The sequence below is a fragment of the Streptomyces sp. NBC_01506 genome, from assembly GCF_045040295.1.
GTDB lineage: Bacteria > Actinomycetota > Actinomycetes > Streptomycetales > Streptomycetaceae > Streptomyces.
Genome location: NZ_CP109422.1, coordinates 6,155,791 through 6,179,801, shown reverse-complemented (window position 1 = coordinate 6,179,801; position 24,011 = coordinate 6,155,791). Strand labels below are relative to the sequence as shown.

General features: G+C 70.0%; 21 protein-coding genes and 1 other RNA gene. 3 read left to right on the top strand and 19 right to left on the bottom strand.

What is annotated here, in order from left to right; translation table 11 throughout:
• Positions 1-122: 122 nt before the first annotated feature.
• Positions 123-1,463: a UDP-N-acetylglucosamine 1-carboxyvinyltransferase gene (gene murA, locus OG329_RS27435; RefSeq protein WP_356590035.1), complete on the top strand. Its 1,341-nt coding sequence runs from the start codon at positions 123-125 to the stop codon at positions 1,461-1,463.
• Between the two features lie 107 nt (positions 1,464-1,570).
• Here the strand turns inward: murA and OG329_RS27430 are convergent, their stop codons facing one another.
• From OG329_RS27430 to OG329_RS27390, 9 genes are all read right to left on the bottom strand, one after another.
• Complete coding sequence (locus OG329_RS27430) at positions 1,571-1,852, bottom strand: HU family DNA-binding protein (protein ID WP_003954777.1); 282 nt, start codon at positions 1,850-1,852, stop codon at positions 1,571-1,573.
• 270 nt (positions 1,853-2,122) lie between these two features.
• Complete coding sequence (locus tag OG329_RS27425; protein ID WP_405798918.1) at positions 2,123-3,556, bottom strand: NAD-dependent malic enzyme; 1,434 nt, start codon at positions 3,554-3,556, stop codon at positions 2,123-2,125.
• A gap of 444 nt (positions 3,557-4,000) precedes the next feature.
• The gene (locus OG329_RS27420; RefSeq protein ID WP_405798916.1) at positions 4,001-6,598 is read right to left on the bottom strand and encodes a HelD family protein; all 2,598 of its coding nucleotides are present in this window, start codon (positions 6,596-6,598) and stop codon (positions 4,001-4,003) included.
• A gap of 61 nt (positions 6,599-6,659) precedes the next feature.
• Positions 6,660-7,529: a zf-HC2 domain-containing protein gene (locus OG329_RS27415; RefSeq protein WP_405798915.1), complete on the bottom strand. Its 870-nt coding sequence runs from the start codon at positions 7,527-7,529 to the stop codon at positions 6,660-6,662.
• Entirely contained in the window at positions 7,526-8,113 is a 588-nt protein-coding gene (locus tag OG329_RS27410; RefSeq protein ID WP_405798913.1) for a sigma-70 family RNA polymerase sigma factor, read from the bottom strand. Before OG329_RS27410 ends, OG329_RS27415 begins: the two co-directional genes overlap by 4 nt.
• A gap of 197 nt (positions 8,114-8,310) precedes the next feature.
• Positions 8,311-8,913 (bottom strand): CGNR zinc finger domain-containing protein, encoded by a 603-nt coding sequence (locus tag OG329_RS27405; protein ID WP_405798912.1) that lies wholly within the window; start codon positions 8,911-8,913, stop codon positions 8,311-8,313.
• A gap of 181 nt (positions 8,914-9,094) precedes the next feature.
• The gene (locus OG329_RS27400; protein ID WP_405798911.1) at positions 9,095-9,622 is read right to left on the bottom strand and encodes a GNAT family N-acetyltransferase; all 528 of its coding nucleotides are present in this window, start codon (positions 9,620-9,622) and stop codon (positions 9,095-9,097) included.
• A gap of 100 nt (positions 9,623-9,722) precedes the next feature.
• On the bottom strand, positions 9,723-10,871 hold the full coding sequence (locus tag OG329_RS27395) for a uroporphyrinogen-III synthase (RefSeq protein WP_405798910.1): 1,149 nt from the start codon (positions 10,869-10,871) through the stop codon (positions 9,723-9,725).
• 116 nt (positions 10,872-10,987) lie between these two features.
• Entirely contained in the window at positions 10,988-12,394 is a 1,407-nt protein-coding gene (locus OG329_RS27390; protein WP_405798909.1) for a nitrate/nitrite transporter, read from the bottom strand.
• Positions 12,395-12,567: 173 nt separating this feature from the next.
• On the opposite strand from OG329_RS27390, the gene OG329_RS27385 reads away from it, so the two are divergent.
• The gene (locus tag OG329_RS27385; protein ID WP_405798908.1) at positions 12,568-12,789 is read left to right on the top strand and encodes a type II toxin-antitoxin system VapB family antitoxin; all 222 of its coding nucleotides are present in this window, start codon (positions 12,568-12,570) and stop codon (positions 12,787-12,789) included.
• A gap of 52 nt (positions 12,790-12,841) precedes the next feature.
• On the opposite strand, the gene OG329_RS27380 is transcribed toward OG329_RS27385, so the two are convergent.
• Both OG329_RS27380 and OG329_RS27375 read right to left on the bottom strand, forming a co-directional pair.
• A complete protein-coding gene (locus tag OG329_RS27380; RefSeq protein ID WP_405802044.1) occupies positions 12,842-13,699 on the bottom strand; it encodes an MBL fold metallo-hydrolase in 858 nt (285 codons plus the stop codon).
• Positions 13,700-13,951: 252 nt separating this feature from the next.
• Positions 13,952-14,233 (bottom strand): hypothetical protein, encoded by a 282-nt coding sequence (locus OG329_RS27375; RefSeq protein WP_405798906.1) that lies wholly within the window; start codon positions 14,231-14,233, stop codon positions 13,952-13,954.
• 87 nt (positions 14,234-14,320) lie between these two features.
• Between OG329_RS27375 and OG329_RS27370 the strand changes: the two genes are divergently transcribed.
• Positions 14,321-15,238, top strand: coding sequence for a LysR family transcriptional regulator (locus OG329_RS27370; RefSeq protein ID WP_405798904.1), 918 nt, complete (start codon positions 14,321-14,323; stop codon positions 15,236-15,238).
• Here OG329_RS27370 and OG329_RS27365 read toward each other — a convergent pair.
• The 8 genes from OG329_RS27365 to ftsE all read right to left on the bottom strand — a co-directional run bounded on the left by OG329_RS27365 (position 15,183) and on the right by ftsE (position 23,775).
• Positions 15,183-16,448 (bottom strand): acyltransferase, encoded by a 1,266-nt coding sequence (locus OG329_RS27365; protein ID WP_405798902.1) that lies wholly within the window; start codon positions 16,446-16,448, stop codon positions 15,183-15,185. The two genes, OG329_RS27370 and OG329_RS27365, sit on opposite strands and share 56 nt — an antisense overlap.
• A complete protein-coding gene (locus OG329_RS27360; protein WP_405802042.1) occupies positions 16,445-18,565 on the bottom strand; it encodes a glycosyltransferase in 2,121 nt (706 codons plus the stop codon). The genes OG329_RS27365 and OG329_RS27360 overlap by 4 nt, the downstream gene beginning before the upstream one ends.
• An 87-nt stretch (positions 18,566-18,652) precedes the next feature.
• A complete protein-coding gene (locus OG329_RS27355) occupies positions 18,653-19,360 on the bottom strand; it encodes a hypothetical protein (protein WP_405798900.1) in 708 nt (235 codons plus the stop codon).
• Positions 19,361-19,836: 476 nt separating this feature from the next.
• Positions 19,837-20,223: a transfer-messenger RNA gene (ssrA, locus tag OG329_RS27350) on the bottom strand.
• 144 nt (positions 20,224-20,367) lie between these two features.
• On the bottom strand, positions 20,368-20,853 hold the full coding sequence (gene smpB, locus OG329_RS27345; RefSeq protein ID WP_405798898.1) for an SsrA-binding protein SmpB: 486 nt from the start codon (positions 20,851-20,853) through the stop codon (positions 20,368-20,370).
• An 18-nt stretch (positions 20,854-20,871) separates the two neighbouring features.
• Positions 20,872-22,065, bottom strand: coding sequence for a S41 family peptidase (locus OG329_RS27340; protein WP_405798896.1), 1,194 nt, complete (start codon positions 22,063-22,065; stop codon positions 20,872-20,874).
• Between the two features lie 67 nt (positions 22,066-22,132).
• Complete coding sequence (gene ftsX / locus OG329_RS27335; RefSeq protein ID WP_405798894.1) at positions 22,133-23,050, bottom strand: permease-like cell division protein FtsX; 918 nt, start codon at positions 23,048-23,050, stop codon at positions 22,133-22,135.
• Between the two features lie 35 nt (positions 23,051-23,085).
• Complete coding sequence (ftsE, locus tag OG329_RS27330; RefSeq protein ID WP_078077079.1) at positions 23,086-23,775, bottom strand: cell division ATP-binding protein FtsE; 690 nt, start codon at positions 23,773-23,775, stop codon at positions 23,086-23,088.
• Between the last annotated feature and the right edge of the window lie 236 nt (positions 23,776-24,011).

Genomic DNA, 24,011 nt, shown 5'->3' with positions numbered 1-24,011 from the left:
AGAAAGTGTTCCGCCACCTTCGATACGGCTCCAGGACGCCCGATGCCTTACGGGAGAGGGGCCCGAGCCCCTTACCCTTTTGCTTTGGCCCCCTGTCCGACGACTCCCGGAACGCGAGATTCATGACCGGCACAGACGATGTAATGCTTGTCCACGGCGGAACCCCGCTGGAGGGCGAGATCCGCGTCCGCGGCGCGAAGAACCTGGTGCCGAAGGCCATGGTCGCCGCCCTTCTCGGCAGCGGGCCCAGCAGACTGCGCAACGTGCCCGACATCCGTGACGTACGGGTCGTCAGAGGGCTGCTCCAACTGCACGGTGTGACCGTGCGCCCCGGCGAGGAACCGGGCGAGCTGATCCTCGACCCGTCGCACGTGGAGAGCGCCAACGTCGCCGACATCGACGCCCACGCGGGCTCGTCGCGTATCCCGATCCTGTTCTGCGGCCCGCTGCTGCACCGGCTCGGCCACGCGTTCATCCCCGGTCTCGGCGGCTGCGACATCGGCGGCCGGCCGATCGACTTCCACTTCGAGGTGCTGCGCCAGTTCGGCGCGACGATCGAGAAGCGCGCGGACGGGCAGTATCTGGAGGCCCCGCAGCGGCTGCGCGGCACGAAGATCCGGCTGCCGTACCCCTCGGTCGGCTCGACGGAGCAGGTGCTGCTGACGGCCGTTCTGGCCGAGGGCGTCACCGAGTTGTCGAACGCCGCCGTGGAGCCGGAGATCGAGGATCTGATCTGCGTGCTCCAGAAGATGGGCGCGATCATCTCGATGGACACCGACCGGACGATCCGGATCACCGGTGTCGACAAGCTCGGCGGCTACAACCACCGCGCCATCCCGGACCGGCTGGAGGCCGCCTCCTGGGCGTCGGCGGCGCTGGCGACCGAAGGCAACATCTACGTACGCGGGGCCCAGCAGCGGTCGATGATGACGTTCCTGAACACCTTCCGCCGCGTCGGCGGGGCGTTCGAGATCGACGACAAGGGCATCCGCTTCTGGCACCCGGGCGGCCCGCTCAACGCGATCGCCCTGGAGACCGACGTACACCCCGGTTTCCAGACCGACTGGCAGCAGCCGCTGGTGGTGGCGCTGACACAGGCGGCGGGCCTGTCCATCGTCCACGAGACGGTGTACGAGTCACGGCTCGGCTTCACCTCGGCGCTCAACCAGATGGGCGCGCACATCCAGTTGTACCGGGAGTGCCTGGGCGGCTCGGACTGCCGCTTCGGCCAGCGCAACTTCCTGCACTCGGCGGTCGTGTCGGGCCCCACGAAGCTCCAGGGCGCCGATCTGGTCATCCCCGACCTGCGCGGCGGCTTCTCGTACCTGATCGCGGCGCTGGCGGCGCAGGGCACCTCGCGGGTGCACGGCATCGACCTGATCAACCGCGGCTACGAGAACTTCATGGAGAAGCTGGTCGAGCTGGGCGCGAAGGTCGAACTGCCGGGCCGCTCGCTGGTCTGACGCCTCGTCCGGCGCCTCGTCCTCATGTGACAACTCATGTGACAACTCATGTGACAAGGGCGGTCACCCCGACCGGGGTGACCGCCCTTGCGCTCTGCCTGAGGGTGTTACTTGCCCTTGGCGGCTTCCTTGAGCTTGGAGCCCGCGGAGACCTTGACGCTGTAGCCGGCCGGGATCTGGATCGGGTCGCCGGTCTGCGGGTTACGAGCGGTGCGAGCGGCACGGTGGGTGCGCTCGAAGGTCAGGAAGCCGGGGATGGTGACCTTCTCGTCGCCCTTGGCGACGATTTCGCCGACCGTCTCGGCGAGGGCGGCCAGCACGGCGTCGGCATCCTTGCGAGTCACCTCGGCGCGGTCGGCCAGGGCGGCCACCAGCTCACTGCGGTTCATGTTGTTACTCCCGTGTTCTTCTTGCGTGTGAGGCGTGAGATCGAAGCCGATGCTGCCAGGACCCTCTGACAGTCCCTGTGACCGGGTCTGTCCTTCAGGTCTTCGCGCCCCAGTGGGGTATCCCCTGGACATAGTCCTTGAGAAAGCATCCTGCCCCCACCAGCGGCGGGAAAGCCAATCCGGGCCCTGAAACCCCCTTGGAGCAGCGGGCTCATGGTCCGCCACCCTAGAGGTGGGTGCACGGTGCCGCTAATCGCGACGCGCCGGGCGTCAGACGGACGTGGCGCCTGTCACAGCGTCACCGGCGGCCTTGGCGGCGGTGCGTACGGCTCCGGCGACGGCTCCCGCGACCTTGTCGTTGAAGACCGAGGGGACGATGTAGTTCGGGTTGAGTTCGTCCCCCGTGACGACGTCCGCGAGGGCCGTCGCGGCGGCCAGCATCATGTCCGTGTTGACGGCGCGTGACTGCGCGTCGAGCAGGCCGCGGAAGACGCCGGGGAAGACCAGGACGTTGTTGATCTGGTTGGGGAAGTCGGAGCGGCCGGTGGCCACAACTGCCGCTGTCTCACGGGCGATTGCCGGGTCGACCTCGGGGTCGGGGTTGGCCAGCGCGAAGACGATCGCACCGTCCGCCATGGCCGCGACGTCCTCGCCGTTCAGCACGTTCGGGGCCGACACGCCGATGAACACGTCGGCGTCGACAACAGCCTCCTTGAGGGTGCCGGTGACGCCCTCCGGGTTGGTGTTGTCGGCGATCCAGCGCAGCGGTGATTCGGCCGCCGCGGACACCAGGTCGGCGCGTCCGGCGTGCACCACACCGTGGATGTCGGCGACGACGGTGTGCTTGACACCGGCCGCGATAAGAAGTTTGAGAATCGCTGTACCGGCCGCACCCGCGCCCGACATGACGACCCGTACGTCACCGATCGACTTGCCGACCACGCGCAGGGCGTTGGTCAGCGCGGCGAGCACCACGATGGCCGTGCCGTGCTGGTCGTCGTGGAAGACCGGGATGTCCAGGGCCTCGCGCAGCCGGGCCTCGATCTCGAAGCAGCGCGGCGCGGAGATGTCCTCCAGGTTGATACCGGCGAAGCCGGGGGCGATCGCCTTGACAATCTCGACGATCGCGTCGGTGTCCTGCGTGTCCAGGCAGATCGGCCACGCGTCGATCCCCGCGAACCTCTTGAAGAGGGCGGCCTTGCCCTCCATGACGGGCAGCGCGGCCATCGGGCCGATGTTGCCGAGGCCCAGCACCGCGGAGCCGTCGGTGACGACCGCGACGGAGTTGCGCTTGATGGTGAGCCGGCGGGCGTCCTCGGGGTTCTCGGCGATCGCCATGCAGACCCGTGCCACACCCGGCGTGTAGATCATGGAGAGATCGTCACGGTTGCGGATGGGGTGCTTGGACTGCATCTCGATCTTGCCGCCGAGGTGCATCAGGAACGTACGGTCGGAGACCTTGCCGAGGGTGACACCCTCGATGCCCCGCAGTTCCTCGACGATCTCGTCCGCGTGGCTGGTGGAGCTGGCGGCGATCGTGACGTCTATCCGCAGCTTCTCGTGGCCGGACGCGGTGACGTCCAGACCTGTCACCGAGCCGCCGGAGGATTCCACGGCAGTGGTGAGCTGGGACACCGCCGTACCGCTCGCGGGCACTTCCAGCCGGACCGTCATCGAGTACGAGACGCTTGGCGCCGTTGCCATGACCGTGTTCCTCTGCTTTCACTGGCTTCACTTGCCGCTCCGCCTCGCGCCTGGCGACCGGCGGGACCGTCCGATGGTCGCACCTACCCGCAGGTAGGCGGTAACGGGGGTGGAACCGGGAAGCCGGGAGAAACAGGAGCGGGTCCGCGTCAGTGTGTGACGCGGACCCGCTCCTGTGAAGACGTTCTCCGGTGAATGTCCGTGAACACTAAGAAGAAAACGCTCCTGTTGACGAAGGGTGGCACCGACCCGCCATGCTCGCCTCGCGGCAAGTGGTCGCTCGAAGCGACGAAGGTTGGGCCCGGGGGCTTGGATCGGGCCGGTGCCATCACCAAGGCTAACAAACGACCCCGGAAAGCGATTCCCGTACGAGAGTTGACTTCACGGTCGATCCCTGACCCGCCCCGGCGGGCACCGCGGCCCACGGTCGTCCCGCCGCGCGGATCAGTCCCTGAGGAGGTCGGGAACTCCCTGCGCGTCCGGGTCGTCGCGGCCCGCCGAGACGACCGTGAGCTGTTGCGTCGCCCGGGTGAGGGCCACGTACAGCACCCGTAGTCCGGCGGGCGACTCGTCGGCGATCTCCGCCGGTGAGACGACCACCGTGGCGTCGTACTCCAGCCCCTTCGCCTCCAGGCTGCCCAGCGCCACCACCCGGTCGCCGAGCCCCGCCAGCCAGCGCGCCGCCTGTTCCCGGCGGTGCATCGCGACGACCACGCCGATCGTGCCGTCCACGCGCCGAAGCAGGCGCGCGGCCTCCTGGCGTACGGCTCCGGCCAGATCGCCGTCCCGTACGGCGCTGAAGCGCGGCTCGACGCCCGTGGAGCGGACGGCGGCCGGGGACTCCATGCCCGGCATCGCGAGGGCCAGCACCTTGGCGGCGAGGGCCGCGATCTCGGCCGGGTTGCGGTAGTTCACCGTGAGGGTGAAGTGGCGGCGCGGGCGGTTGCCCAGGGCCTCGTCGCGCGCCTCGGCCGCCTCGTCCGGGTCGGACCAGGACGACTGGGCGGCGTCGCCGACCACCGTCCAGGTGGCGTGCCGGCCGCGGCGGCCGACCATCCGCCACTGCATCGGGGTGAGGTCCTGCGCCTCGTCCACGATGACGTGCGCGTACTCCGTACGCTCGGCCGCCAGCCGCTCCGCGCGCTCGCGCTGTGTCTCCTCGCGCTGCGGCATCAGCTCCTCGAGCCCGGTCAACTGCTCCAGCGGGTCCAGGTCGCGGCGCTTGCGCGGGCGCGCGGGGGTGCCGAGCAACTGCTCCAGCTCGTCCAGGATCGCCACGTCGTGCACCGACAGCGGTCCGGTGCCGTCGGGGCCGACGCGCCGCAGCGAGCGGGCGACCTTCCTGGTCTCGTTCGGGTTGAGGATCCGGCGGGCCCAGCGGCCGAGGCGGCGCTCGTCGGCCATCGCGGCCAGCACCCCGCGCGCGGTCAGCTCGGGCCACCAGGCGTCCAGGAACTCGATGAAGCTGTCCTCGGACAGCACGTCCTCGTCGAAGCCGCCGCGCAGCTCGGCGGCCAGCTCGGCGTCGCCCTTGGCCAGATGGTCCCCGGCCCGCGACGCGGCGCCGGACTTCGCCCACAGGGCGTCCAGGAGCAGTCTGCGGGCGCGTGGGCGCAGCAGGTTGACGGGTGCGGTGCCGCCGAGGACGGACTGCCGGATGCGGTGCAGTTCGTCGGACTCCAGCTCCAGCCGGCGCCCGAACGCGACGACCCGCAGCTTGGTGGGGGTGGCGGCGCGCCCGGGTGCGGCGGGCGAGGCGCCGGTGGCGCTGTTGCTGCCGCTGTCGTCACCGGAGTCACCGGAGTCACCGGAGTCACCGGAGTCACCGAAGGCGAGCTGCCCGGTGGGCCGGCTTGCCGCCGTACGGCTGCCACGCCCGCCGGACGAACGGCCGCCGGCGGGCGGCCGGTCCCCCTCCAGGGCGCCGCGTGCCGCCTTGCGCAGCACCTTGAGCATCCGCGCCGAGCCCTTGACGCGGGAGACGGCGGGCTCGTCGTACGCGGTGGCCTCCGCGCCGTCCACGAGCGAGCCGACCGCGCGGATCGCGACCTGCCCCTCCTCGCCCAGGGACGGCAGCACGCCTTCGGTGTACGCGACGAGCAGCGGGGTCGGCGAGACGACGAGGATGCCGCCCGCGTACCGCCGCCGGTCCTGGTACAGCAGGTAGGCGGCGCGGTGCAGCGCGACGGCGGTCTTGCCGGTGCCGGGGCCGCCCGACACCTCGGTGACGGACGCGGCGGGCGCCCGGATCACCAGGTCCTGCTCGGCCTGGATGGAGGAGACGATGTCGCGCATGGTGTGGCTGCGGGCCTGGCCGAGGGCGGCCATCAGCGCGCCGTCGCCGATGACGGGCAGGGCGGCGCCGTTCAGTGTGGCGGTCAGCTCCGGGCGCATCAGGTCGTCCTCGACCCCGAGGACCTTGCGGCCCTTGGAGCGGATGACCCGGCGCCGTACGACCCGGCCGGGGTCGACGGGTGTCGAGCGGTAGAACGGCGCGGCGGCCGGCGCGCGCCAGTCGATGACCAGCGGCGAGTAGTCGGAGTCCAGGACCCCGATACGGCCGATGTGCAGCGTCTCGGCGATGTCGGCGGTGTCGTCGGCGCGTACGGCGTCGTCGGCGGGCTCGACGGAGGTGTACGCGCCGTCCGGGCCCTTCTTGCCGTCCTTGCCGGGCAGCAGGTCGACCCGTCCGAAGAGGAAGTCCTCGAATTCGTTGTTGAGCCGGTTGAGATGGATTCCCGCCCGGAACACCTGCGCGTCGCGTTCGGCGAGCGCGCCGGGGGTGCCGACCTGGCCGCGTTTGGCGGCGTCGTTCATCAGGAATTCCGCCTCGTCGATCTTCTCTTCGAGGCGGCGGTAGACCTGGTCGAGATGTTCTTGCTCGACCGCGATCTCGCGGTCGCGGACGGAGTCGGCGCCCGCGGCCGGCGCGGGGTCGTTGCCGGGCTCCCGCGCGGGGTGGCTTATGGCGTCGTTTCCCTTGTCCCGTACGGGATCGACTACCGATCCAGCGGATTCAACAGCGGCATCCTGCGCGGCCACCGAGGCCCCCTTCTGACGTGCACTGGGCAGCCGTCAACCGTACGCGAAGGGGGCGGGTATGTCAGGCCGCGACCTCCACCAGACGTTTTCCGTCGAATGTCCGGACCTCGAAATGGTCGATGTCGTCGCGGTCCATGGCCGCGCCGCCGTGTACGTACAGCGGGTTCTTCGCCATTTCGTGGGTGCTGTCCGGGAGGCCGTAACCCCACTTCGGCACGGCCCACGAGGTGACGATCTCCTCCTCGCCGGTCTTGGACACGGCGATGAGGCTGCACTTGAGCGGCCCCTTGACGTTCGTCAGCTCCAGGGCCGCGTGGGTCCCCCAGCCCTTGCTCTCCATGCCGATGGTCGCGCTGACCTTGGTGGTGGGGTCCGTCGCCTCGACCTTCTCCGGCATGTGCTCCATGAAGGCGTCCTCGGCGGGGCTGGTGGGGTGCGGGTCGGCGGCCTGGTTGCTCGTGCCACCGTCACCGGAGGTGGCGACGACCGCGACGGCGGGACCGCCGATGACCATCGCCGCCACGGCGGCGACCAGATACATCGAGCGGCGCCTGCGCTTGGCGCGCTTGACCGCGACCTCGTCCACAAGCCGGTCCAGCAGCCGGGGGCTGGGCTGCACGGTGACGGCGGGCGCGGGCACGGGCACGGGCGCCGGTGGCGGGCTGGGCGCGGCGGCGGGCGCCTGGGCGAAGGGGTCGGACCGGCCGAACGGCGAGGACTGTCCGAACGGGTCCGGATTGTCCGCCAGCATGGCCAGCATCGGCTCCATCCCGGCGAACTCCTCCAGATGGAGCGCGCAGATGTGGCAGCCCGCCAGATGCGCCTCGAAGGCGGTGGCGTCGGCCTCGTCCAGGATGCCGAGCACGTACGCCGCCGCCGCGTCGTGCGCGGTCGTGCCGTCGCCCTGCCCGGACTGCTCGTACGTGGTCATGCCGAGACCCCCCTCTCCTCCAGCGCGAGCTTCATGGAACGCAGCGCGTAGAACACCCGCGACCGCACGGTCCCACTGGGTATGCCGAGCGTCTCGGCGGCCTCGTTGACCGTACGTCCCTTGAAGTACGTCTCCACCAGAACTTCCCGGTGGGCGGGGGTCAAATCATCGAGGGCAGCAGAGAGCGTCATCAGCCACAACGCCTTGTCGATCTCGTCCTCCGCGGGCATGACCTCCAGCGGCGACGGGTCGACCTCCTGCGGCCGGGCCTGCCGGCTGCGGTGAGCGTCGATGACGATACGCCGGGCGACCGTCACCAGCCAGGGTCGGACAGAGCCGGTCGCCCGGTTGAGCTGACCGGCGTTCTTCCAGGCACGGATGAGCGTTTCCTGCACGACATCCTCGGCCCGCTGGCGGTCGCCCGCGACGAGACGCAGGACGTAGGCGAGCAGGGGTCCGGCATGTTCCCGGTAGAGGGCGCGCATCAACTCCTCGTCGGGAACAGGGATGTTGGTGCGCTGTCCCTCGCTCCGGTGCCGGGCCCGGTGAGGTCGGTCATCGGCCACGGCCGCATCCTTGCGCACCTGAACCTCCCGGTCGAGACCTTGAGATGGCTGCTTGTTCCCATCACTGGTGACTTACGGACCGGTGGGGAGATGCACTCAACGGCGCAGCGGAAATCTTTCAAGATCTTTTACGGGAGCGGGGACGGCCCGCCGCCGGGCGCGGGCCCGACCTCACGCCCGGCCCGGCCGGGAATCGCGCCGGGCCCGGCCGGGAATCACGCGCGGGCGACCGCCGCGCGGCGGCGGTGTCGGGCCACGCGCTCTCTGTTGCCGCATACCTCGCTGGAGCACCAGCGCCGCCGGCGCCCGCGTGAGGTGTCCAGATAGACCCGCCGGCAACTGTCGCCCTCGCACTGCCGCAGCCGCGCCCGTGCGTCAGGGTCGGTCAGCAGGTCCACGGTGTCCCTGGCCACGACCGCGAGCAGCGCGCCGCACTCGGGCTCGGCGCTCAGCGCGCGCACGAGGGCGCCGCCCGGTTCGCGTACGGCCCTGATGCCGGGCGGGGCGTCGGCGGCGATCGCGTTGACGCGCTCCAGTGCGACCGCCGCGTACCGCCCGTCGATCTGCGCGCGCACCAACTGGCCGACGCAGTCGCGCAGTTCGGCGAAGCGCTGGACCCAGTTGGTGTCGACGCCGGTGAGCGGGGTGCCGGGGGGCACCAGGCCGGAGCCGGTGAGCCAGCGGCCGAGGAGTCCGGCGCCGTCGGTGCGCGGCTGTTCCTCGAAGCCCCTCGGGGCCGGCTCCCCGGTGGCCACCAGATCCAGGCACAGGCGCCCGGAGTCGAATCGCCACTCGTACGAGCCCATGGCCGTAGTCATGTGCCTGTCACCACCTCGGTCACCGTCCTGCCGCGTTCATCCCAGAGTGCCTGCCCCGGAACGCGTCGGGAACCCCTCCGGGGAGCCCTCAGTTCAACCGCGCTCATGGAATTCTCACGCGTGGTGCGGAACCCGGTCCACCGGAACACCCTCTTATCTTCTTACGGACGCTTCGGGCCGCCTACGGCGCGGTGTTCGGCGGGCCGTCGTGCAGGATCCGCTGGAAGAGGTGGTGGTCGCGCCACGCGCCGTCGATGTGCAGATAGCGCGGCGCCGTCCCGATCAGCTCGAACCCGCATTTGCGCAGGACCCGTTGCGAGCCGGTGTTGACCGGCATCGTGCACGCCTCGACGCGGTGCAGCCCCAGATCCTCCAGCGCCGCCCGGCAGACCTCGTCGACGGCGCGGGTGGCCAGTCCGCGCCCGGTGTACTCGGCGTCGATCCAGTAGCCGAGGCTCGCGCTGCGGAACGGACCGAGGACGAGGGTGGAGAGCGTGGCCTGGCCCACGACGTTCCCCCCGTCGATGAAATGCCAGCGCAGGGCGGCGGGGTCGGCCAGCAGTTGGGCCTGCGCCTCCGGGGTGTAGTAGTCGGCCGTACGGTACGGCGACCAGGGACGCATATGGTCCCGGTTGCGCAGATGCGCCTCGGCGAGCGGGCCGGCGTCTTCCGCTCGCGCGGGCCGGAACGGAAGGGAGTCGTTGACCATCCGATTAAAATAGACGGCCCCGTTCCGGTTCAGGTACCGGAATGGTCACGGTGATCGACGGACCGTCACCCGGCACCCGTCGTCCGGCACCCGTCACCCGTCACCCGTCGTCCGACCCGTACTTCGTCCCGGCCGCCGGGTCCAGCGCCAGCCGGTAGCCCCGCTTGACGACCGTCTGGATCAGCTCCGACGCGCCGAGCGCCGTACGCAGCCGGGCCATGGCCGTCTCGACGGCGTGCTCGTCGCTGCCCGCCCCGGGCAGCGCCCGCAGCAGGTCGGCCCGCGAGACCACCCACCCCGGCCGCTTGGCGAGCGCGTTCACCAGGGCCATCCCGGCGGGCGGTACGGGCCTCAGCCCGCCGTCCAGCAGCACCGCGTGGCCGCGGATCTCGAAACGGCGCCCCGCGACCGTCAACGTGCGCGTACGGCCCGGCAGTTCGAGGCAGAGCACCTGAACGAGCGGGCCCAGGCGGAAGCGTTCGGGCTGGACGGTGTCGATGCCGTGCTCCTGGAGCGGGAGGGCGGTGACGGGGCCCACGCAGGCGGCGAGCACATCGTGGTGCAGGGCCTCGACCAGAGCGTGAAGCAGACCGCGTTCACGGGCCCGGGAGAGCAGCGAGGCGGCGGCGGGCGCGCTGGTGAAGGTGACGGCGTCCAGGGCGCGTGCGACGGTCGCGTCGATGAGCCGGTCGACGGGGGCTATGTCCTCGGGCGCCATCCAGCGGTAGACGGGTACGACGACGACATCGGCACCCCCGGCGCGCAGCGCCTCCACGAAGCCGGGCAGCGGCTCCCCGTGCAACTGGAGCGCGACGCGGCGCCCCTCGACGCCCTCGGTCAGCAGCCGGTCCAGCACCTCGGCCATGGACTCGGAGTCCGGCGACCACTCCTCGGTCAGTCCGGCGGCGCGGATCGCGCCCTTCACCTTCGGCCCGCGCGCCAGCAGTTCGGTGCCGCGCAGACAGTCGAGCAGGTCCTGGCCGTGGCCCCAGCCGTCGGCCGCCTCCACCCAGCCGCGGAAGCCGATGGCCGTCGTCGCGATCACCACATGGGGTGGGTTGCCGATCAACTCCTTGGTGGCGGCGAGGAGTTCGGTGTCGTCGGAAACCGGCACGATACGCAGGGCGGGGGCGTGCGTGACGGCGGCGCCGCGCCGCGTGAGCAGCGCCCCCAGCTCGTCGGCGCGCCGGGCGGCGGTGACCCCGACGGTGAATCCGGCGAGGGGGCCGTGCTGCTGCTGATCGGACATCGTCTTTCGTCCCGCTCTCTTGGTCCGTACGGCTCCAGGGCCCGGCCCCGCGTGGAGCGCCCCGCGTGGAGCCGGGCTCACACTCGCCGTACCGGCTCACACCCCGCCGTACCGGCTCACACCTGCGCGTAATCGAGCCGGTGCCGCGCATCGGTGCCGGTCCCCGGCTCCGCCTCCGTCGCCGGTCGGGGCGCCCTCTTCCGAAGGTATACCGCCCAGGTGAGCGCCGAGCACACGGCGTAGAAGCCGAGAAAGGCGACGAACGCGGCGGTGCCCGTGCCCGCCTCCCCCTGGAAGGACTGCCGGAAGGCGAGGTTGACCCCGAGCCCGCCCAGCGCGCCGACCGCTCCGATGAGCCCCATGGAGGCGCCGGAGAGCCGCCGCCCGTACCGTGCCGCCGCCTCCCCCGTCATCCCCCGCGCCAGGGCCTTGGTCTGGAAGATGCCGGGGATCATCTTGTACGTCGAGCCGTTGCCGATGCCGCTGAGCAGGAACAGCGCGGTGAAGCCGACGAGGAAGACGGGCAGCGACTCGCGCACCGAGGCGAAGATCACCACGACCGTCGCCGCCGCCATCCCCGCGAAGTTCCACAGCGTGATGCGGGCACCGCCGTGCCGGTCGGCGAGCCTGCCCCCGACAGGCCGTACCAGCGAGCCGAGCAGCGGACCCATGAAGGTCAGCGAGGCGGCCTCCAGGGGCGTACGCCCGAACTGGGTCTGGAGCACCAGGCCGAAGGCGAAGCTGTAGCCGATGAAGGAGCCGAACGTCCCTATGTACAGCACCGCCATGATCCAGGTGTGCCGGTCGCGTACGGCTTCCTTCGCCGCCCCGGTGTCGTTCCTGACCGGCGCCAGATTGTCCATGAACAGCGCGGCGCAGACGGATGCGGCGACGATCAGCGGCAGGTACACCGCGAGCACGATCCGGGGGTGCGTGGCGCCCGCCGTCCCGATCACCAGCAGCCCGACGAGCTGTACGACCGGCACGCCGACGTTCCCGCCGCCCGCGTTGAGGCCGAGCGCCCAGCCCTTCTCGCGCAGCGGGAAGAAGGAGTTGATGTTGGTCATGGACGAGGCGAAGTTGCCGCCGCCGAGCCCGGTGAGCGCGGCGACGGCCATGAAGGTGGCGTACGAGGTCCCCGGCTCCATCACCGCGTACGCGGCGCCGGTCGGCAGGAGCAGCAGCAGGGCGCTGACGACGGTCCAGTTACGGCCGCCGAAGCGGGCGACGGCGAAGGTGTACGGGACGCGTACGAGGGCGCCGACGAAGGTGGCCGTGCCGATGAGGAAGAACTTCCCGGCCGGGTCGACCCCGTACTCGGGCCCCATGAACAGGACCATCACCGACCAGAGGGTCCAGATGGAGAACCCGATGTGCTCGCTGAGCACGGAGAAGAGCAGATTGCGCCGCGCGGTCCGGCGGCCCGTCCGCTCCCAGAAGCCGGCGTCCTCGGGATCCCAGTGCTCGATCCATCGCCCCCGTCCGGCGCCGGGTGCCGCATCGGTGTTCGTCGGGCCAGTCATCGCGCCTCCACTGACGGTGCGGTTCGGTGACCCCTGACGGTAGGGAAGGCGCGTTTCGCCGGGGTTTTGCGAGATGACCGGCGCGCAACCTTGCTCTCACCGGGGGGTGGGCAGGACTGTGAGCCGTTGGCCCTTGTGCTGATGGCTGTTGCCCATCAACAGAAGGAGTCCCGTTGAGCCTGACGACGATCGACCTTGACGACGAAGCCGTGGCCGACGCGATGCGCGTGTCCGGCGCAGGGACGAAGGAGCAGGCGGTGAACACCGCCCTGCGCGAGTTCACCGCTCGGCACCGTCGCGTCGCGACTCCGGAGGAGTACGCCTCGCTCGCCCAGGGCTGGGACCACGAGTCGTGGGAGCGGCAGCGGGCCTCCGAGAAGCGGGGCGGGCGGTGATCCGCCGACTGATCCGCGCGACGGCGGCGCACCGCGACGTGATCGTCCGCCGTCACCAGCGTGTGGCCGTGAAGTCGACCGGCTGAGGTCGCAGCGTCGCGGTACGGGTGGCCAGCGCGCGCATACGCCGCTGCGCCTCGGCGGCGGGCAGGTGCTTGCGGTCGCCGTGGCCGGGGAGCAGCCACTCGAAGCGCAGCGCGCCGGCGGTACGGGCCAGGGAGGCGGCCAGCGCCTCGATGGAGTACCAGGTGACGTTCTCGACGACCTCGATGTCACCGGTGGTGCGCGACCAGTAGAAGCTGTCGCCGCTGAAGCAGTACCGCTCGTCGGCGACGTACACCACGCTGCCGCGCGTGTGGCCGGGCAGCGGGTGGGCGACGACACCGAGGGTGATCTCCACGGCGTCGGTGCCCCGCAGGATCCGGTCGGCGTCGGGCGCGGCGGCGAGGTCGCCCTCGTGGATCCAGAGCCGGGCGCCGAACCGGTCGGCGTACGCGCGCCCGTGCGCCGCGTGGTCCTGGTGGGTGAGCAGGACGTCGGAGACGGGCCCCAGCGCCTCGAAGCGGGCGGCCAGCGCCTCGCTCCAGCGCGGGGTGTCCACCATGACCTGGCTCCCGGACGGGCGCCGGACGAGATAGGAGTTGGCGGCGGCGGTCATCGGGGCGTTGTGTCCGCAGAGGGACACGGTGGCGTCGAACGGCAGGGGGTACGGGTCGAGTTCCCGGTCGAGCCGGCGGCCGGACGGTGGGCGTACGGAGCGGGTGTGGCAGGCGAAGGCGGCGGCGTGGAGCCGCCGTTCCTCCGCGGCGTCGCGCGGCTGGCGTACGACGGCGGAGCGGCCGTCGACCTGGTCGATGAGGCCCGGCGCCAACTGGCGGGAGACGTCGCAGTCGGTGCAGCGGTCGTCCACGTACCAGCCGTGGTCGGTGGGGGTGTGGTCCGTGGTCTCGTCCGTGGTCTCGTCCGTGGTCTCGTCTGTGATGTCGTTCAAGGTGTCGCTCCTGTGCGGCTCGGCCCGGTCCCGTATCGGTCATGTACGGGACGGCGTACCGGCCGCGCGGCGTACGAGCGCCGTACCGGCCGGGACGTCCACAAGACTCGTCTGCCGCCGGGGAAAAGCGGAAGAGGGTCCTGACCTTGTTTCTCGCCGCCGGGGCCACTCTCACGGGCCGGTGCGGCACTCCGCCTTTGGCGCGTACATGACACTGTTACCGCCCACCACCAGCCTCGGCCCGCCCCCGCCGCACGGCTCCAGCCAGACCCGCACCCGCCCGCAGGCGCACCGTGTGTAGACGACGGTCCCCTCGGCGACGGTGTGGCGTGACGCCTCCTGGAGCGGGGCCTCGACGGGCCAGCCGCAGTCGGCGCAGACGGCGACGGCCTCCGGACGGATGTCTCTCGGCTGGATGTCTCCCGGCTGGATGTCTCTCGGATCGGCTTCCATACGGCCCAGCGTCGGCCCTCGGACCGTGCGCGTCCATCGCGTCTTTCGGCACGGAACCATGCCGAAACGGCGTACGAATGACGGACGATGGACAGCGTGATCAATCTGCGCCTCCTCCAGACGCTGCGCGTCATGCACGCGCAGGGCACCGTCGCGGCCACCGCCCGCGCGCTGAATCTCTCGCCCTCCGCCGTCTCCCAGCAGTTGCGGCAGCTCTCCCGCGAGGTCGGCGCCGAGCTGTGGGAGCCGGACGGCCGCCGGATCCGCCTCACCACGGCGGGCTGCGTCCTGCTGCACCACGCCGACCTGCTCAGCGCCCAGTGGGAACGGGCCAGGGCGGACCTCGCCGACCACGGCGGCGGCTCGTACCGGACGCTGCGTATGGGCGGCTTCGCCACCAGCATCGGGCCGCTGCTCGCGCCCACCGCCCAGAAGCTGCGGGAGGCCATGCCGTCGACGCGCACGACCGTCGCGGACATCGACACGCGCCACTGCTACGAGCATCTGCTGGCCGGGAAGCTCGACATCGCCGTCCTGACCCCGCTGCCCGGCAGCCCCACCATGGACGATCCTCGCTTCGACCAACAGCCCCTGATGGACGACTACTTGGACCTCGTCGTCCCGGCCGGGCACCCGCTGGCGGGTGGCGGGCGCGTCGAGCTGTCCAAGACGGCCGACGACGACTGGATATCGCCGCACCACGACCAGAGCCGGCTCATCGAAGCGCTCTGCGCCGCCTCCGGTTTCGCCCCGCGCATGGTCCACCACGCCGACGAGTGGTCGGCGGTGCTCTCGCTGATCAGCCATGGGCTCGGCATCTGCCTCGTGCCCCGGCTGGTCTCCCTCACCACCCATCCGGAGCTGGTGCGGCTGTGCGTCAGCGGCGACCCGCCGCCCTTCCGGCGGGTGCTGACCTGCGTACGGCGCGGCAGCGGGACCCAGCCGACGATCAGCGACGGTCTGGCGAGCCTGCGTGCGCGGGCGGCGCTGGGCCCGTGGACGTAGGCGGCCCGGCCGACTCTTTCGAGGAGCCGCCGGAGCCGTTCGGCCACAGCCTCGGCCGGCGCTTGGCCGCCACGTCCTCGACCCACCCGAAGGCCAGGATCGCGACCGCGATCAGCGGCCAGACCAGCACCAGCATCAACGCCGGGTAGGCGGCGTCCAGTTGGTCCCCGTACTTCCAGATATTGGGAATCTTCCAGAGCTGGTCGATGATCGGTATCGTCGCCATGATCAGCAGGTTGTGCCAGAGATAGATCGTCACGGCACGGTTGTTGGCGAGCGTGATCGTGGAGTCGAACTGCGCCAGCTTTCCCGGCAGTTGCCGCCACGACGGCGAGTACTGGAGCAGGATCGCGCAGAACCCGAGCGACCAGGTCGCCTGGGCCAGCGGGATCTCGTCCAGATTCCAGCCCTCCTCGGTCAGATGCCCGGACGCCCACCAGATCCCGAAAGCCATCGTGAACGCGGCCAGCGAGACCGTGATGTAGCGCGGCACCTTCTTGAACATGCCGTCGTTGTGCGCGAAGCCGAGGATCCAGCAGGCGCCGTAGACCGCGAAGTCCGTGAGCGCCATGCCCGCCTCACCGGGGATCTCCACCAGACCGGTGCCGATGACGGCGGTCAGCGCGAGCGGCGCCAGCAGCGTCACCCATGGCACCCGCCGGAAGGCCCACAGCAGCAGCGGCGACGCCAGCACGAACCAGAGATACGCGCGGATGTACCAGAGCGGCCCGGCCGCCTGGCTCGCCCACGACACGTCCAGCCAGCCGCCCTGCGAACCGCTCTCCCACGGATAGGGCGGCGCCCCGACCGGGAACAGATAGTTGGCCAGCTTGAGGAACCACCACAGGCCCTCCTCCTTGACCGGCTGCCAGCCCATCGCGAACATCACCGGCACCACGCCCAGCGCGAACGCCCACATCGGCGGCAGCAGCCGCCGCATCCGGCCCCGGATGACGCCCAGCGAGGGCCGGTTGAGCGAGCGCGCCATCAGCGAGCCCGCCAGCGCGAACATCACGCCCATGGACGGGAAGAGGATCGTCAGCCAGGCCCAGCCGAAGATGTGGTAGATCACCACGCGCCCCAGCGCGACCGCGCGCAGGAGGTCGAGATAGCGGTCCCGGCCGGACGGTCGCGAGGTGTCCACCGTGCTGCCCCCCGCCTTGTGCCGGGCACGCGGCACGCCCCCGGTGCCGACAGAAAAGCCGCTCATGCCACTGGCCTCCGGATGTCGTCGCCCCGCCGGCCTGTCGTGGACCCCGGCGCCTCCACCGCGCCCGTGCGGCGCAGCTTCTGCCAGCGCAGCCGGCCGCCGGTGAGGGCCGTGATCCAGGACTGGAGCAGTACGACGTACATGAGTTGTCGGTAGAGAATCTGCTGGAGGGGCAGCGAGATCAGATGGATCATGCGTTCGCCGTCGAGCCGGAAGGCGTACGCGGCACAGACCGCCTGCACGGCCAGCACACCCAGCCAGGCGATGATCGTGTTCCGCGTGGGGCCGAAGACCAGCCCGTACAGCAGGAACACATCGATGAGCGGCGCCAGCAGCGGGAACAGCACCATGAACAGCGAGACCAGCGGCAGTCCCACGCGGCCGAAGCGGCCCGAAGGACCGCGCTCGATCACCGCGCGGCGGTGCTTCCAGATCGCCTGCATCGTGCCGTAACTCCAGCGATAGCGCTGGGACCACAGCTGCTGGACGGACTCCGGCGCCTCGGTCCAGGCGCGGGCCCGCTCCGCGTACACGACCCGCCAGCCGTCGCGGTGCATCGCCATGGTGATGTCGGTGTCCTCGGCGAGGGTGTCCTCGCTCATCCCGCCGACCCGCTCCAGGGCCGTACGGCGGAAGGCGCCGACCGCGCCGGGGATGGTGGGCATGCAGCGCAGCAGGTCGTACATGCGGCGGTCCAGATTGAAGCCCATCACATACTCGATGTGCTGCCAGGCGCCGATGAGGGTGTCGCGGTTGCCGACCTTGGCGTTGCCCGCGACGGCCCCCACGCCCGGGTCGCCGAACGGCTGGACCAGCTCACGCACGGTGGACGGCTCGAAGACGGTGTCGCCGTCCATCATCACGACGAGGTCGTGACGGGCGTGCGCGATGCCGTTGTTGAGGGCGGCGGGCTTGCCCCCGTTGACCTGCCGTACGACACGCACGTTCGGCAGCCACATGTCGTCGACAAGGTCCGCCGTGCCGTCCGTCGAGCCGTCGTCGATGACGATGACCTCGATGGGATGGTCGCTCTCCATCAGGGAGCGGACGGTGTTGGCTATGCACGCGCGTTCGTTGTACGCGGGCACGAGCACCGTCACCGGTTCGGTGACCGGCGCGCCCCAACTGAAGCCGCGCCGCCGCACCTTGCGCGCGTGCGCGAAGGACAGCACCAGCATCAGCCCGAACCGCCCGATGACCAGCACACCGATCGCGGCGAGCCCGGCCACCAGCACGGCGGTGGTGCCCTCCGAGACGGCGACGGCGCCGACGAACGCCTTGCCCTGGACCAGTTCGACACCGGTGACGGGCGTATGGGCGCTCGGGGCGCCCAGCGCCTCGGTGAGGTTGGTGAACTCGTATCCCCGGTCCTGCATCCTCGGCAGGAAGCGGCCCAGCGCGGTGACGGTCTGCGAGCGGTCACCGCCGGAGTCGTGCATCAGCACGATGGAGCCGCGGGTGCCCTTCGGTGTGGCCCGCTTGACGATCTCGCGGACACCGGGGCGCTTCCAGTCCTCGCTGTCGGTGTTGTTGAGCACGGTGATGTAGCCGAGGCCGCCGATGTACTCGGTGACGGGCCAGGACTTGTCGTCCAGCGCGTGCGAGAAGGAGGAGTACGGCGGCCGGAACAGCGACGTGCGGATACCGGCCGCGCCCGCGAGCACGAGCTGGTTCTGCGTCAGCTCCCAGTCGATACGGGACTTGGTCTGGTACGCGAGATCCGGGTGGTTGAAGGTGTGCAGCCCGATCTCATGACCCTCGGCGACCATCCGCCGTACCAGGTCCGGATGGCGCGAGGCCATGGTGCCGGTGACGAAGAAGACCGCGTGCGCGTCGTACTCCTTCAGCTTGTCGAGGACCTGGGGCGTCCACTCGGGATCGGGTCCGTCGTCGAAGGTGAGCACGAGCTTGTGGTCGGGGACCTTCAGCGCCTTGGGCGTGGTCGTCCCGCGCGCGTCTATGACCGGGCCGCCCTTGAGGATCCGGTTGGGCACCTGGTCGTTGGAGGCCGGGGGGCGTACGCGGTGGTCCGCCAGGATCTCGCTGTGCACATAGCCGCGCAGCATCAGCATCGCGAGCAGGGCGACGAGAAGCAGCGAGGGCAGCAGATAGCGCATCGGCAGTCTGCGTCCGGCGACGCGTCCCCGCTTCTGCTTGTGCTGACCGTGCTTGTGGGACGGGGCCCGTCTGCCAGAAGTCATTTTCTACGGGGTGCCTTCCGCGACTGCCTGCTGGACTTCCTGCACGGGTGGATCGACGGGCGGTGTGTCCGAGGGGCTGGGATCCGGGGGATCGACCGGTCCCGGATCGACCGGTTCCTCGGACTCACCGGGATTGGGCTCGGGGTCCGGGTCGCCCGGTCCCGGATCGAGACCGCCGGGGTCCGGCTTCGGATCGGGGTTCCCGGGCTTCGGGTCGGGGTCCGGCTTGTCGGAGGCCGACTTCGACGGGGCCGGATCGTCCGAGGCGCCGGCGCTCGGGTCGGGTGTGGACGGCGAGCCGGAGACGGAGCCGGACGGGCTGGGGTCGAGGCCGCCCGCGCCGGGTGTGCCCACCGTGGTGGGCTCCTTGCTGGGCGGCGGCTGTATCTCGACCTTCTCGGAGTCACGCTTGTCGCTGACGCCGGGTATCTGGAGCCAGGGGGCGCTGGAGCTGCCGCCGATCAGGGCCGCGCCGAGGGCGACGGCGTAACAGGCGCTGACGATGGCGAGCACCCAGCCGAGCCGCCGCAGGTTCTTGCTCCGCCGGCCGCTGGCGTCGACGAACACGGGACCGTCGGCGCTGTCCGCGGTACGCGCCGCGGATGTGCCGGTGGCCTCGGATGCCTCGGAGTGCGGGCCGTGAGGGCCGTGCGCGCCGGGAAGCTCGGAGAGCTGACGCCCCAGACCGTCGAGCTCGACGGTGACGTCCATCGGCTCATGCGCATGCCCCTTTTGGGCATCTTCTCGCCAATTGTCCACTGCTGAACGCACATCCCCCACAGAATCACTGGGTGCGTGCATGAAAATGGCCGGAATACGGCCGTCGGTCGGGCCCCCACCCGAACCGAGCGCCCCCACCACTTGCACCCGGACCCAGAATGTAGCGCACCATCACAACACCCGCGCACCAGCTTCACGAGTTGATGGACATCCGCGAGAGCTCGATACCGAAGGGGCGATCTCGCGGAAAACATTCCGGCCACGCGGTCCGATCCCCCGGCACGGCCGCAGGTCCCCTGAACTGCCCTTGCGCCAGGGCGTTTCGCCCGGAAGCGCCGGACCGGCCGCCACGTCGCCGCCGGCGAACCGTACCCCGCCGGGACGTTGTGGCCGACATCACCACGGCGGACAAGAGAAAAGCCTCCGCCCCGCGAACGTACTCGCGGGGCGGAGACCTCTACATGGGGTGGTGGAGATGGCGGGAATCGAACCCGCGTCCAACGGTGCGGAACCAGGGCTTCTCCGAGTGCAGTTCGCTGCGCTTTTCTCGGCCCCGGAGATCACACGAACAAGTCTCCGACGGGCCCAGTCACTGTTTGGTTTCCCACCGTGCCCCGTGACCGAACACGGTGGTTTAGTTCCCTAGTTGATGCCAGGATCCGGGTCGGGAACACTCCCGGGCTGACACTCCACGGAGTCTTCGCTAGCTGCTAATTAAGCAGCGAGAGCGAAGGTGGAGGAATCGCGCTTGGAATTGGCGATTATTGTTTGCGACATATGGTTAACGAGATCATTGCCGCTTCCTCGACTCGCTTCCCCTGCCTCGACATCCGCTGTCGAAACCGATCATCCCCATGTTGATTTTTCAAACGCCGTCCCTGCTGTGCGGGACAACACCATCGTACGTGACCAACGAGGGCCGCGGCCACCTTATTCCGCCCGTGGGGCGACCGGAGGCGGCCCGCGAGCGACCCGTGGGGCGACCCGTACGGCGGTGATCAGGCCCGCTGCCGGCGGCGTACGGCCGAGACCGCGCGGTCCGTCTCACGCCGGTCCTGCTTCTCGCGGAGCGTCTGGCGCTTGTCGTACTCCTTCTTGCCCTTCGCCAGCGCGATCTCGATCTTGGCCCGGCCGCCCTTGAAGTAGAGGGCCAGCGGCACGATCGTGTGGCCGGATTCGTTCGACTTCTGCTCCAGCTTGTCGATCTCCACCCGGTGCATCAGCAGCTTCCGCTTCCGCCGCGCCGAGTGGTTGGTCCAGGTGCCCTGCGTGTACTCGGGCACATGCACGTTGTGCAGCCATGCCTCGTGGTCGTCGATCTGTACGAAGCCGTCCGCCAGGGAGGCGCGTCCCTGGCGCAGCGACTTGACCTCGGTACCTGTCAGCACGAGACCGCACTCGTAGGTGTCGAGAATGAGGTAGTCGTGCCGCGCCTTCTTGTTCTGCGCGACCAGCTTGCGCCCTGTGTCCTTTTCCTTTGCCATAGTGCGTTCATTTTCGCACTACGACCCGCCCCCGAGGCCACTCAATACTGTGCGGGCCCGCTCCTGGGCCTGTTCGTCCACCACCAGATCGGGTGTGATGCCCTTGTCGTCCACCTTGTGACCGGCCGGTGTGCGGTAGTGCCCGACCGTCAGCTCGGCCACGGAACCGTCCGGCAGCTCGCTCGGCATCTGTACGGAGCCCTTGCCGAACGTGGGTGAACCGACCGTGATCGCCCGGCCACGGTCCTGGAGGGCGCCGGTGACCAGCTCGGCGGCGCTCATCGTGCCGCCGTCGACGAGCGCGACCACGGGCCGCTCGGTGTCGCCGCCCGGGTCCGCGTACAGAGAGCGCTGCTCACCCCGTATGTCGTACGTGGCGACCAGACCGCCGTCCAGAAACGCGGAGGCCGTCTGGACGGCCTCGGTGACCAGTCCGCCCGCGTTCCCCCTCAGGTCGAGCAGGACGCCGGCGCCCCTGGGGGCCTGGCGCACGGCGTCCCTGATCTGCTTGCCGCTGCCCTTGGTGAAGGCGGACACCTTGATCACGAGCGCGCCGTCCGCGCCGGTGTCGAACGTGACGGCGTCCGTACTGAGGCTGGCCCGGCGCAGCGTCCGCGTCCAGTCCCGTCCGTCGCGCGACAGTCCCAGGACGACGGTGGTGCCCGCGGACGCGTCCTCGGATTCTCCGGTGTCCCGGTCCGTACCGTCGCCGCGCAGCAGCGCGACGACCTCCGTCACCGGCCGTGTGCCCACCGCTTCGCCGTCGATCGTACGCAGGATGTCGCCGGCCTTGATCCCCGCCAGCGCCGCGGGGCCGCCCGGCTGGACCTTGCTCGCCGCGATCCGGCCGTCCGCCAGCCGCTTGGCCGACAGACCCACCCCGGTGTACTTGCCGTCGAGGGCCTGCTCGAACTCCTCGTACTCACCCTTGTCGTACACAGCGCCCCAGCGGTCACCGCTGCGGCTGACGACGTCCTCGGCGGCCTCGGTGGCGGACTTCCCGTCCGCCATGGCTTCGGCGGCGGCGCGGGCGACCTCGTCCTTGTCGGCCGTGGAGGCGACGGAGCGGGTGCTTATGCGCTCGGCCTCCTCGTCGGCGCGAGGCAGCGAGCCGGTCGCCGCGGCGGTGGCGAGCACGCTCGCGAACAGCAATGTCAGGGCCGCCCCGCGGTAGAACCCGTGGGGCCTGAGGCGATTTTCGTGGCCCGGCATGGCGACGAGTGTAGGACAACCCCCGGCGCCGCAGAGCGGCTTGGCGAGACGACGCCAGGGGCCATTGTCACACCTTGAGGTACTTGCGCAACGCGATGGAAGCGGCCACGGCCGGCATCAGCAGACCGATCACCAGTACCAGCGGAAGGACGGCCAGCACGGCGTCCCAGCCGATGAAGTTGACCAGTTGCATCTTGTCGGCGAGCGCGAGTCCGCCGTCGATCAGGAAGTAACGCCCGGCCAGCAGAAGGACGCAGGCGACGACGCCGCCGATCAGTCCCGCGAACGCGGCCTCCATGATGAACGGCATCTGGATGTAGAAGCTCGACGCTCCCACCAGCCGCATGATGCCGGTCTCCCGGCGTCTGCTGAACGCGGACACCCGGACGGTGTTCACGATCAGCATCAGGGCGATGACGAGCATCAGCGCCATCACTCCGAGCGCGGCGACATTCATGCCCTGCATCAGATTGAAGAGGTTCTCCAGGATGTTGCGCTGGTCCGCGACGGACTGCACACCGTCCCTGCCCTCGAAGGCGGTTGCGACCACCTTGTACTTCTCCGGGTCCTTCAACTTCACCCGGAACGACTCCTGCATCTGGTCCGGGGTGATCATCCCGGCGATGGGCGTCTCGCCGTACTGCTCGCGATAGTGCTTGTACGCCTCGTCGGCCGTCTCGTGGTAGACGTTGTCGACGATGTCCATCTTCTTGAGATCGGTCTCGATGGCCTTCCGCTGATCCGCGGTGACAGGCCCCTTCTCGCACTTTTCGGTGGTCTCGGCGTCACCCTTGTTGCACAGGAATATCGAGACGTTGACCTTGTCGTACCAGAAGTCCTTCATCACGCTGACCTGCTCGCGCATGAGCAGTGCGCCGCCGAACAGCGCGAGCGAGAGGGCTACGGAAATGATGACGGCGAACGTCATCGTCAGATTTCGGCGGAGACCGACGCCGATCTCCGACAGGACGAACTGGGCGCGCATGGCGTCCTTTCAGCTTTCGATGCTCTTCGCGTTGCTCAGTGCTGGTAGCCGTAGACGCCTCGCGCCTGGTCTCGCACGAGGCGGCCCTTTTCGAGCTCGATGACACGCTTACGCATCTGGTCGACGATGTTCTGGTCGTGCGTCGCCATCACGACGGTCGTGCCGGTGCGGTTGATGCGGTCCAGCAACTTCATGATGCCGACGGAGGTCTGCGGGTCGAGGTTGCCCGTGGGCTCGTCCGCGATCAGCAGCATGGGGCGGTTGACGAAGGCCCGCGCGATCGCGACGCGCTGCTGCTCACCACCGGACAGCTCCCCGGGCATCCGGTCCTCCTTGCCGCCCAGTCCGACGAGATCGAGAACCTGGGGGACGGATTTACGGGTCTCGCCGCGGGACTTGCCGATGACCTCCTGCGCGAAGGCGACGTTCTGCGCGACGGTCTTGTTCGGCAGGAGGCGGAAGTCCTGGAAGACCGTGCCGAGTTGGCGGCGCATGCTCGGCACCTTCCAGTTGGAAAGCCGCGCGAGGTCCTTGCCGAGGACATGCACCATGCCGTGGCTGGCGCGCTCCTCACGCAGGACGAGCCGCAGGAAGGTCGACTTGCCGGAGCCCGACGAGCCCACCAGGAAGACGAATTCCCCCTTCTCGATGTCGAGGGACACATCGCGCAGGGCGGGTCGGTTCTGCTTCGGATATGTCTTGGAGACGTTGTCGAATCGGATCACGGGTGCACCACGTCGGCCGGGGGTAGGTGAGCGAGACCTTACGCGAACCGGCGAGGGCCGCGCAGTCGGCCGCCGGGGTTGGTCCGGGCATGGGTGATTTATCACGGCTGACGGCCGGCCGCACGCGGGGACGGACCGGGTGTAATCCGACGGGGCGCGCCGAATCGAGCGGGAGCTGGCACAGTGGTAGGGGAACGGTCGTGTTTCCCGGAGCGTTGAGCGCAGAGACAGTGCCC

What these genes read in the sequence shown, in the direction of transcription:
- murA (WP_356590035.1), top strand. Translation starts at nt 123, where the DNA reads ATGACCGGCACAGACGATGTAATGCTTGTCCACGGCGGAACCCCGCTG.
- smpB (WP_405798898.1), bottom strand. Translation starts at nt 20,853, where the DNA reads ATGGCAAAGGAAAAGGACACAGGGCGCAAGCTGGTCGCGCAGAACAAG.
- OG329_RS27360 (WP_405802042.1), bottom strand. Translation starts at nt 18,565, where the DNA reads ATGCGCTATCTGCTGCCCTCGCTGCTTCTCGTCGCCCTGCTCGCGATG.
- OG329_RS27405 (WP_405798912.1), bottom strand. Translation starts at nt 8,913, where the DNA reads ATGACTACGGCCATGGGCTCGTACGAGTGGCGATTCGACTCCGGGCGC.
- OG329_RS27355 (WP_405798900.1), bottom strand. Translation starts at nt 19,360, where the DNA reads ATGGACGTCACCGTCGAGCTCGACGGTCTGGGGCGTCAGCTCTCCGAG.
- OG329_RS27430 (WP_003954777.1), bottom strand. Translation starts at nt 1,852, where the DNA reads ATGAACCGCAGTGAGCTGGTGGCCGCCCTGGCCGACCGCGCCGAGGTG.
- OG329_RS27365 (WP_405798902.1), bottom strand. Translation starts at nt 16,448, where the DNA reads ATGAGCGGCTTTTCTGTCGGCACCGGGGGCGTGCCGCGTGCCCGGCAC.
- OG329_RS27375 (WP_405798906.1), bottom strand. Translation starts at nt 14,233, where the DNA reads ATGGAAGCCGATCCGAGAGACATCCAGCCGGGAGACATCCAGCCGAGA.
- OG329_RS27370 (WP_405798904.1), top strand. Translation starts at nt 14,321, where the DNA reads ATGGACAGCGTGATCAATCTGCGCCTCCTCCAGACGCTGCGCGTCATG.
- OG329_RS27395 (WP_405798910.1), bottom strand. Translation starts at nt 10,871, where the DNA reads ATGTCCGATCAGCAGCAGCACGGCCCCCTCGCCGGATTCACCGTCGGG.
- OG329_RS27340 (WP_405798896.1), bottom strand. Translation starts at nt 22,065, where the DNA reads ATGCCGGGCCACGAAAATCGCCTCAGGCCCCACGGGTTCTACCGCGGG.
- ftsX (WP_405798894.1), bottom strand. Translation starts at nt 23,050, where the DNA reads ATGCGCGCCCAGTTCGTCCTGTCGGAGATCGGCGTCGGTCTCCGCCGA.
- OG329_RS27415 (WP_405798915.1), bottom strand. Translation starts at nt 7,529, where the DNA reads ATGACCACGTACGAGCAGTCCGGGCAGGGCGACGGCACGACCGCGCAC.
- OG329_RS27390 (WP_405798909.1), bottom strand. Translation starts at nt 12,394, where the DNA reads ATGACTGGCCCGACGAACACCGATGCGGCACCCGGCGCCGGACGGGGG.
- OG329_RS27425 (WP_405798918.1), bottom strand. Translation starts at nt 3,556, where the DNA reads ATGGCAACGGCGCCAAGCGTCTCGTACTCGATGACGGTCCGGCTGGAA.
- OG329_RS27400 (WP_405798911.1), bottom strand. Translation starts at nt 9,622, where the DNA reads ATGGTCAACGACTCCCTTCCGTTCCGGCCCGCGCGAGCGGAAGACGCC.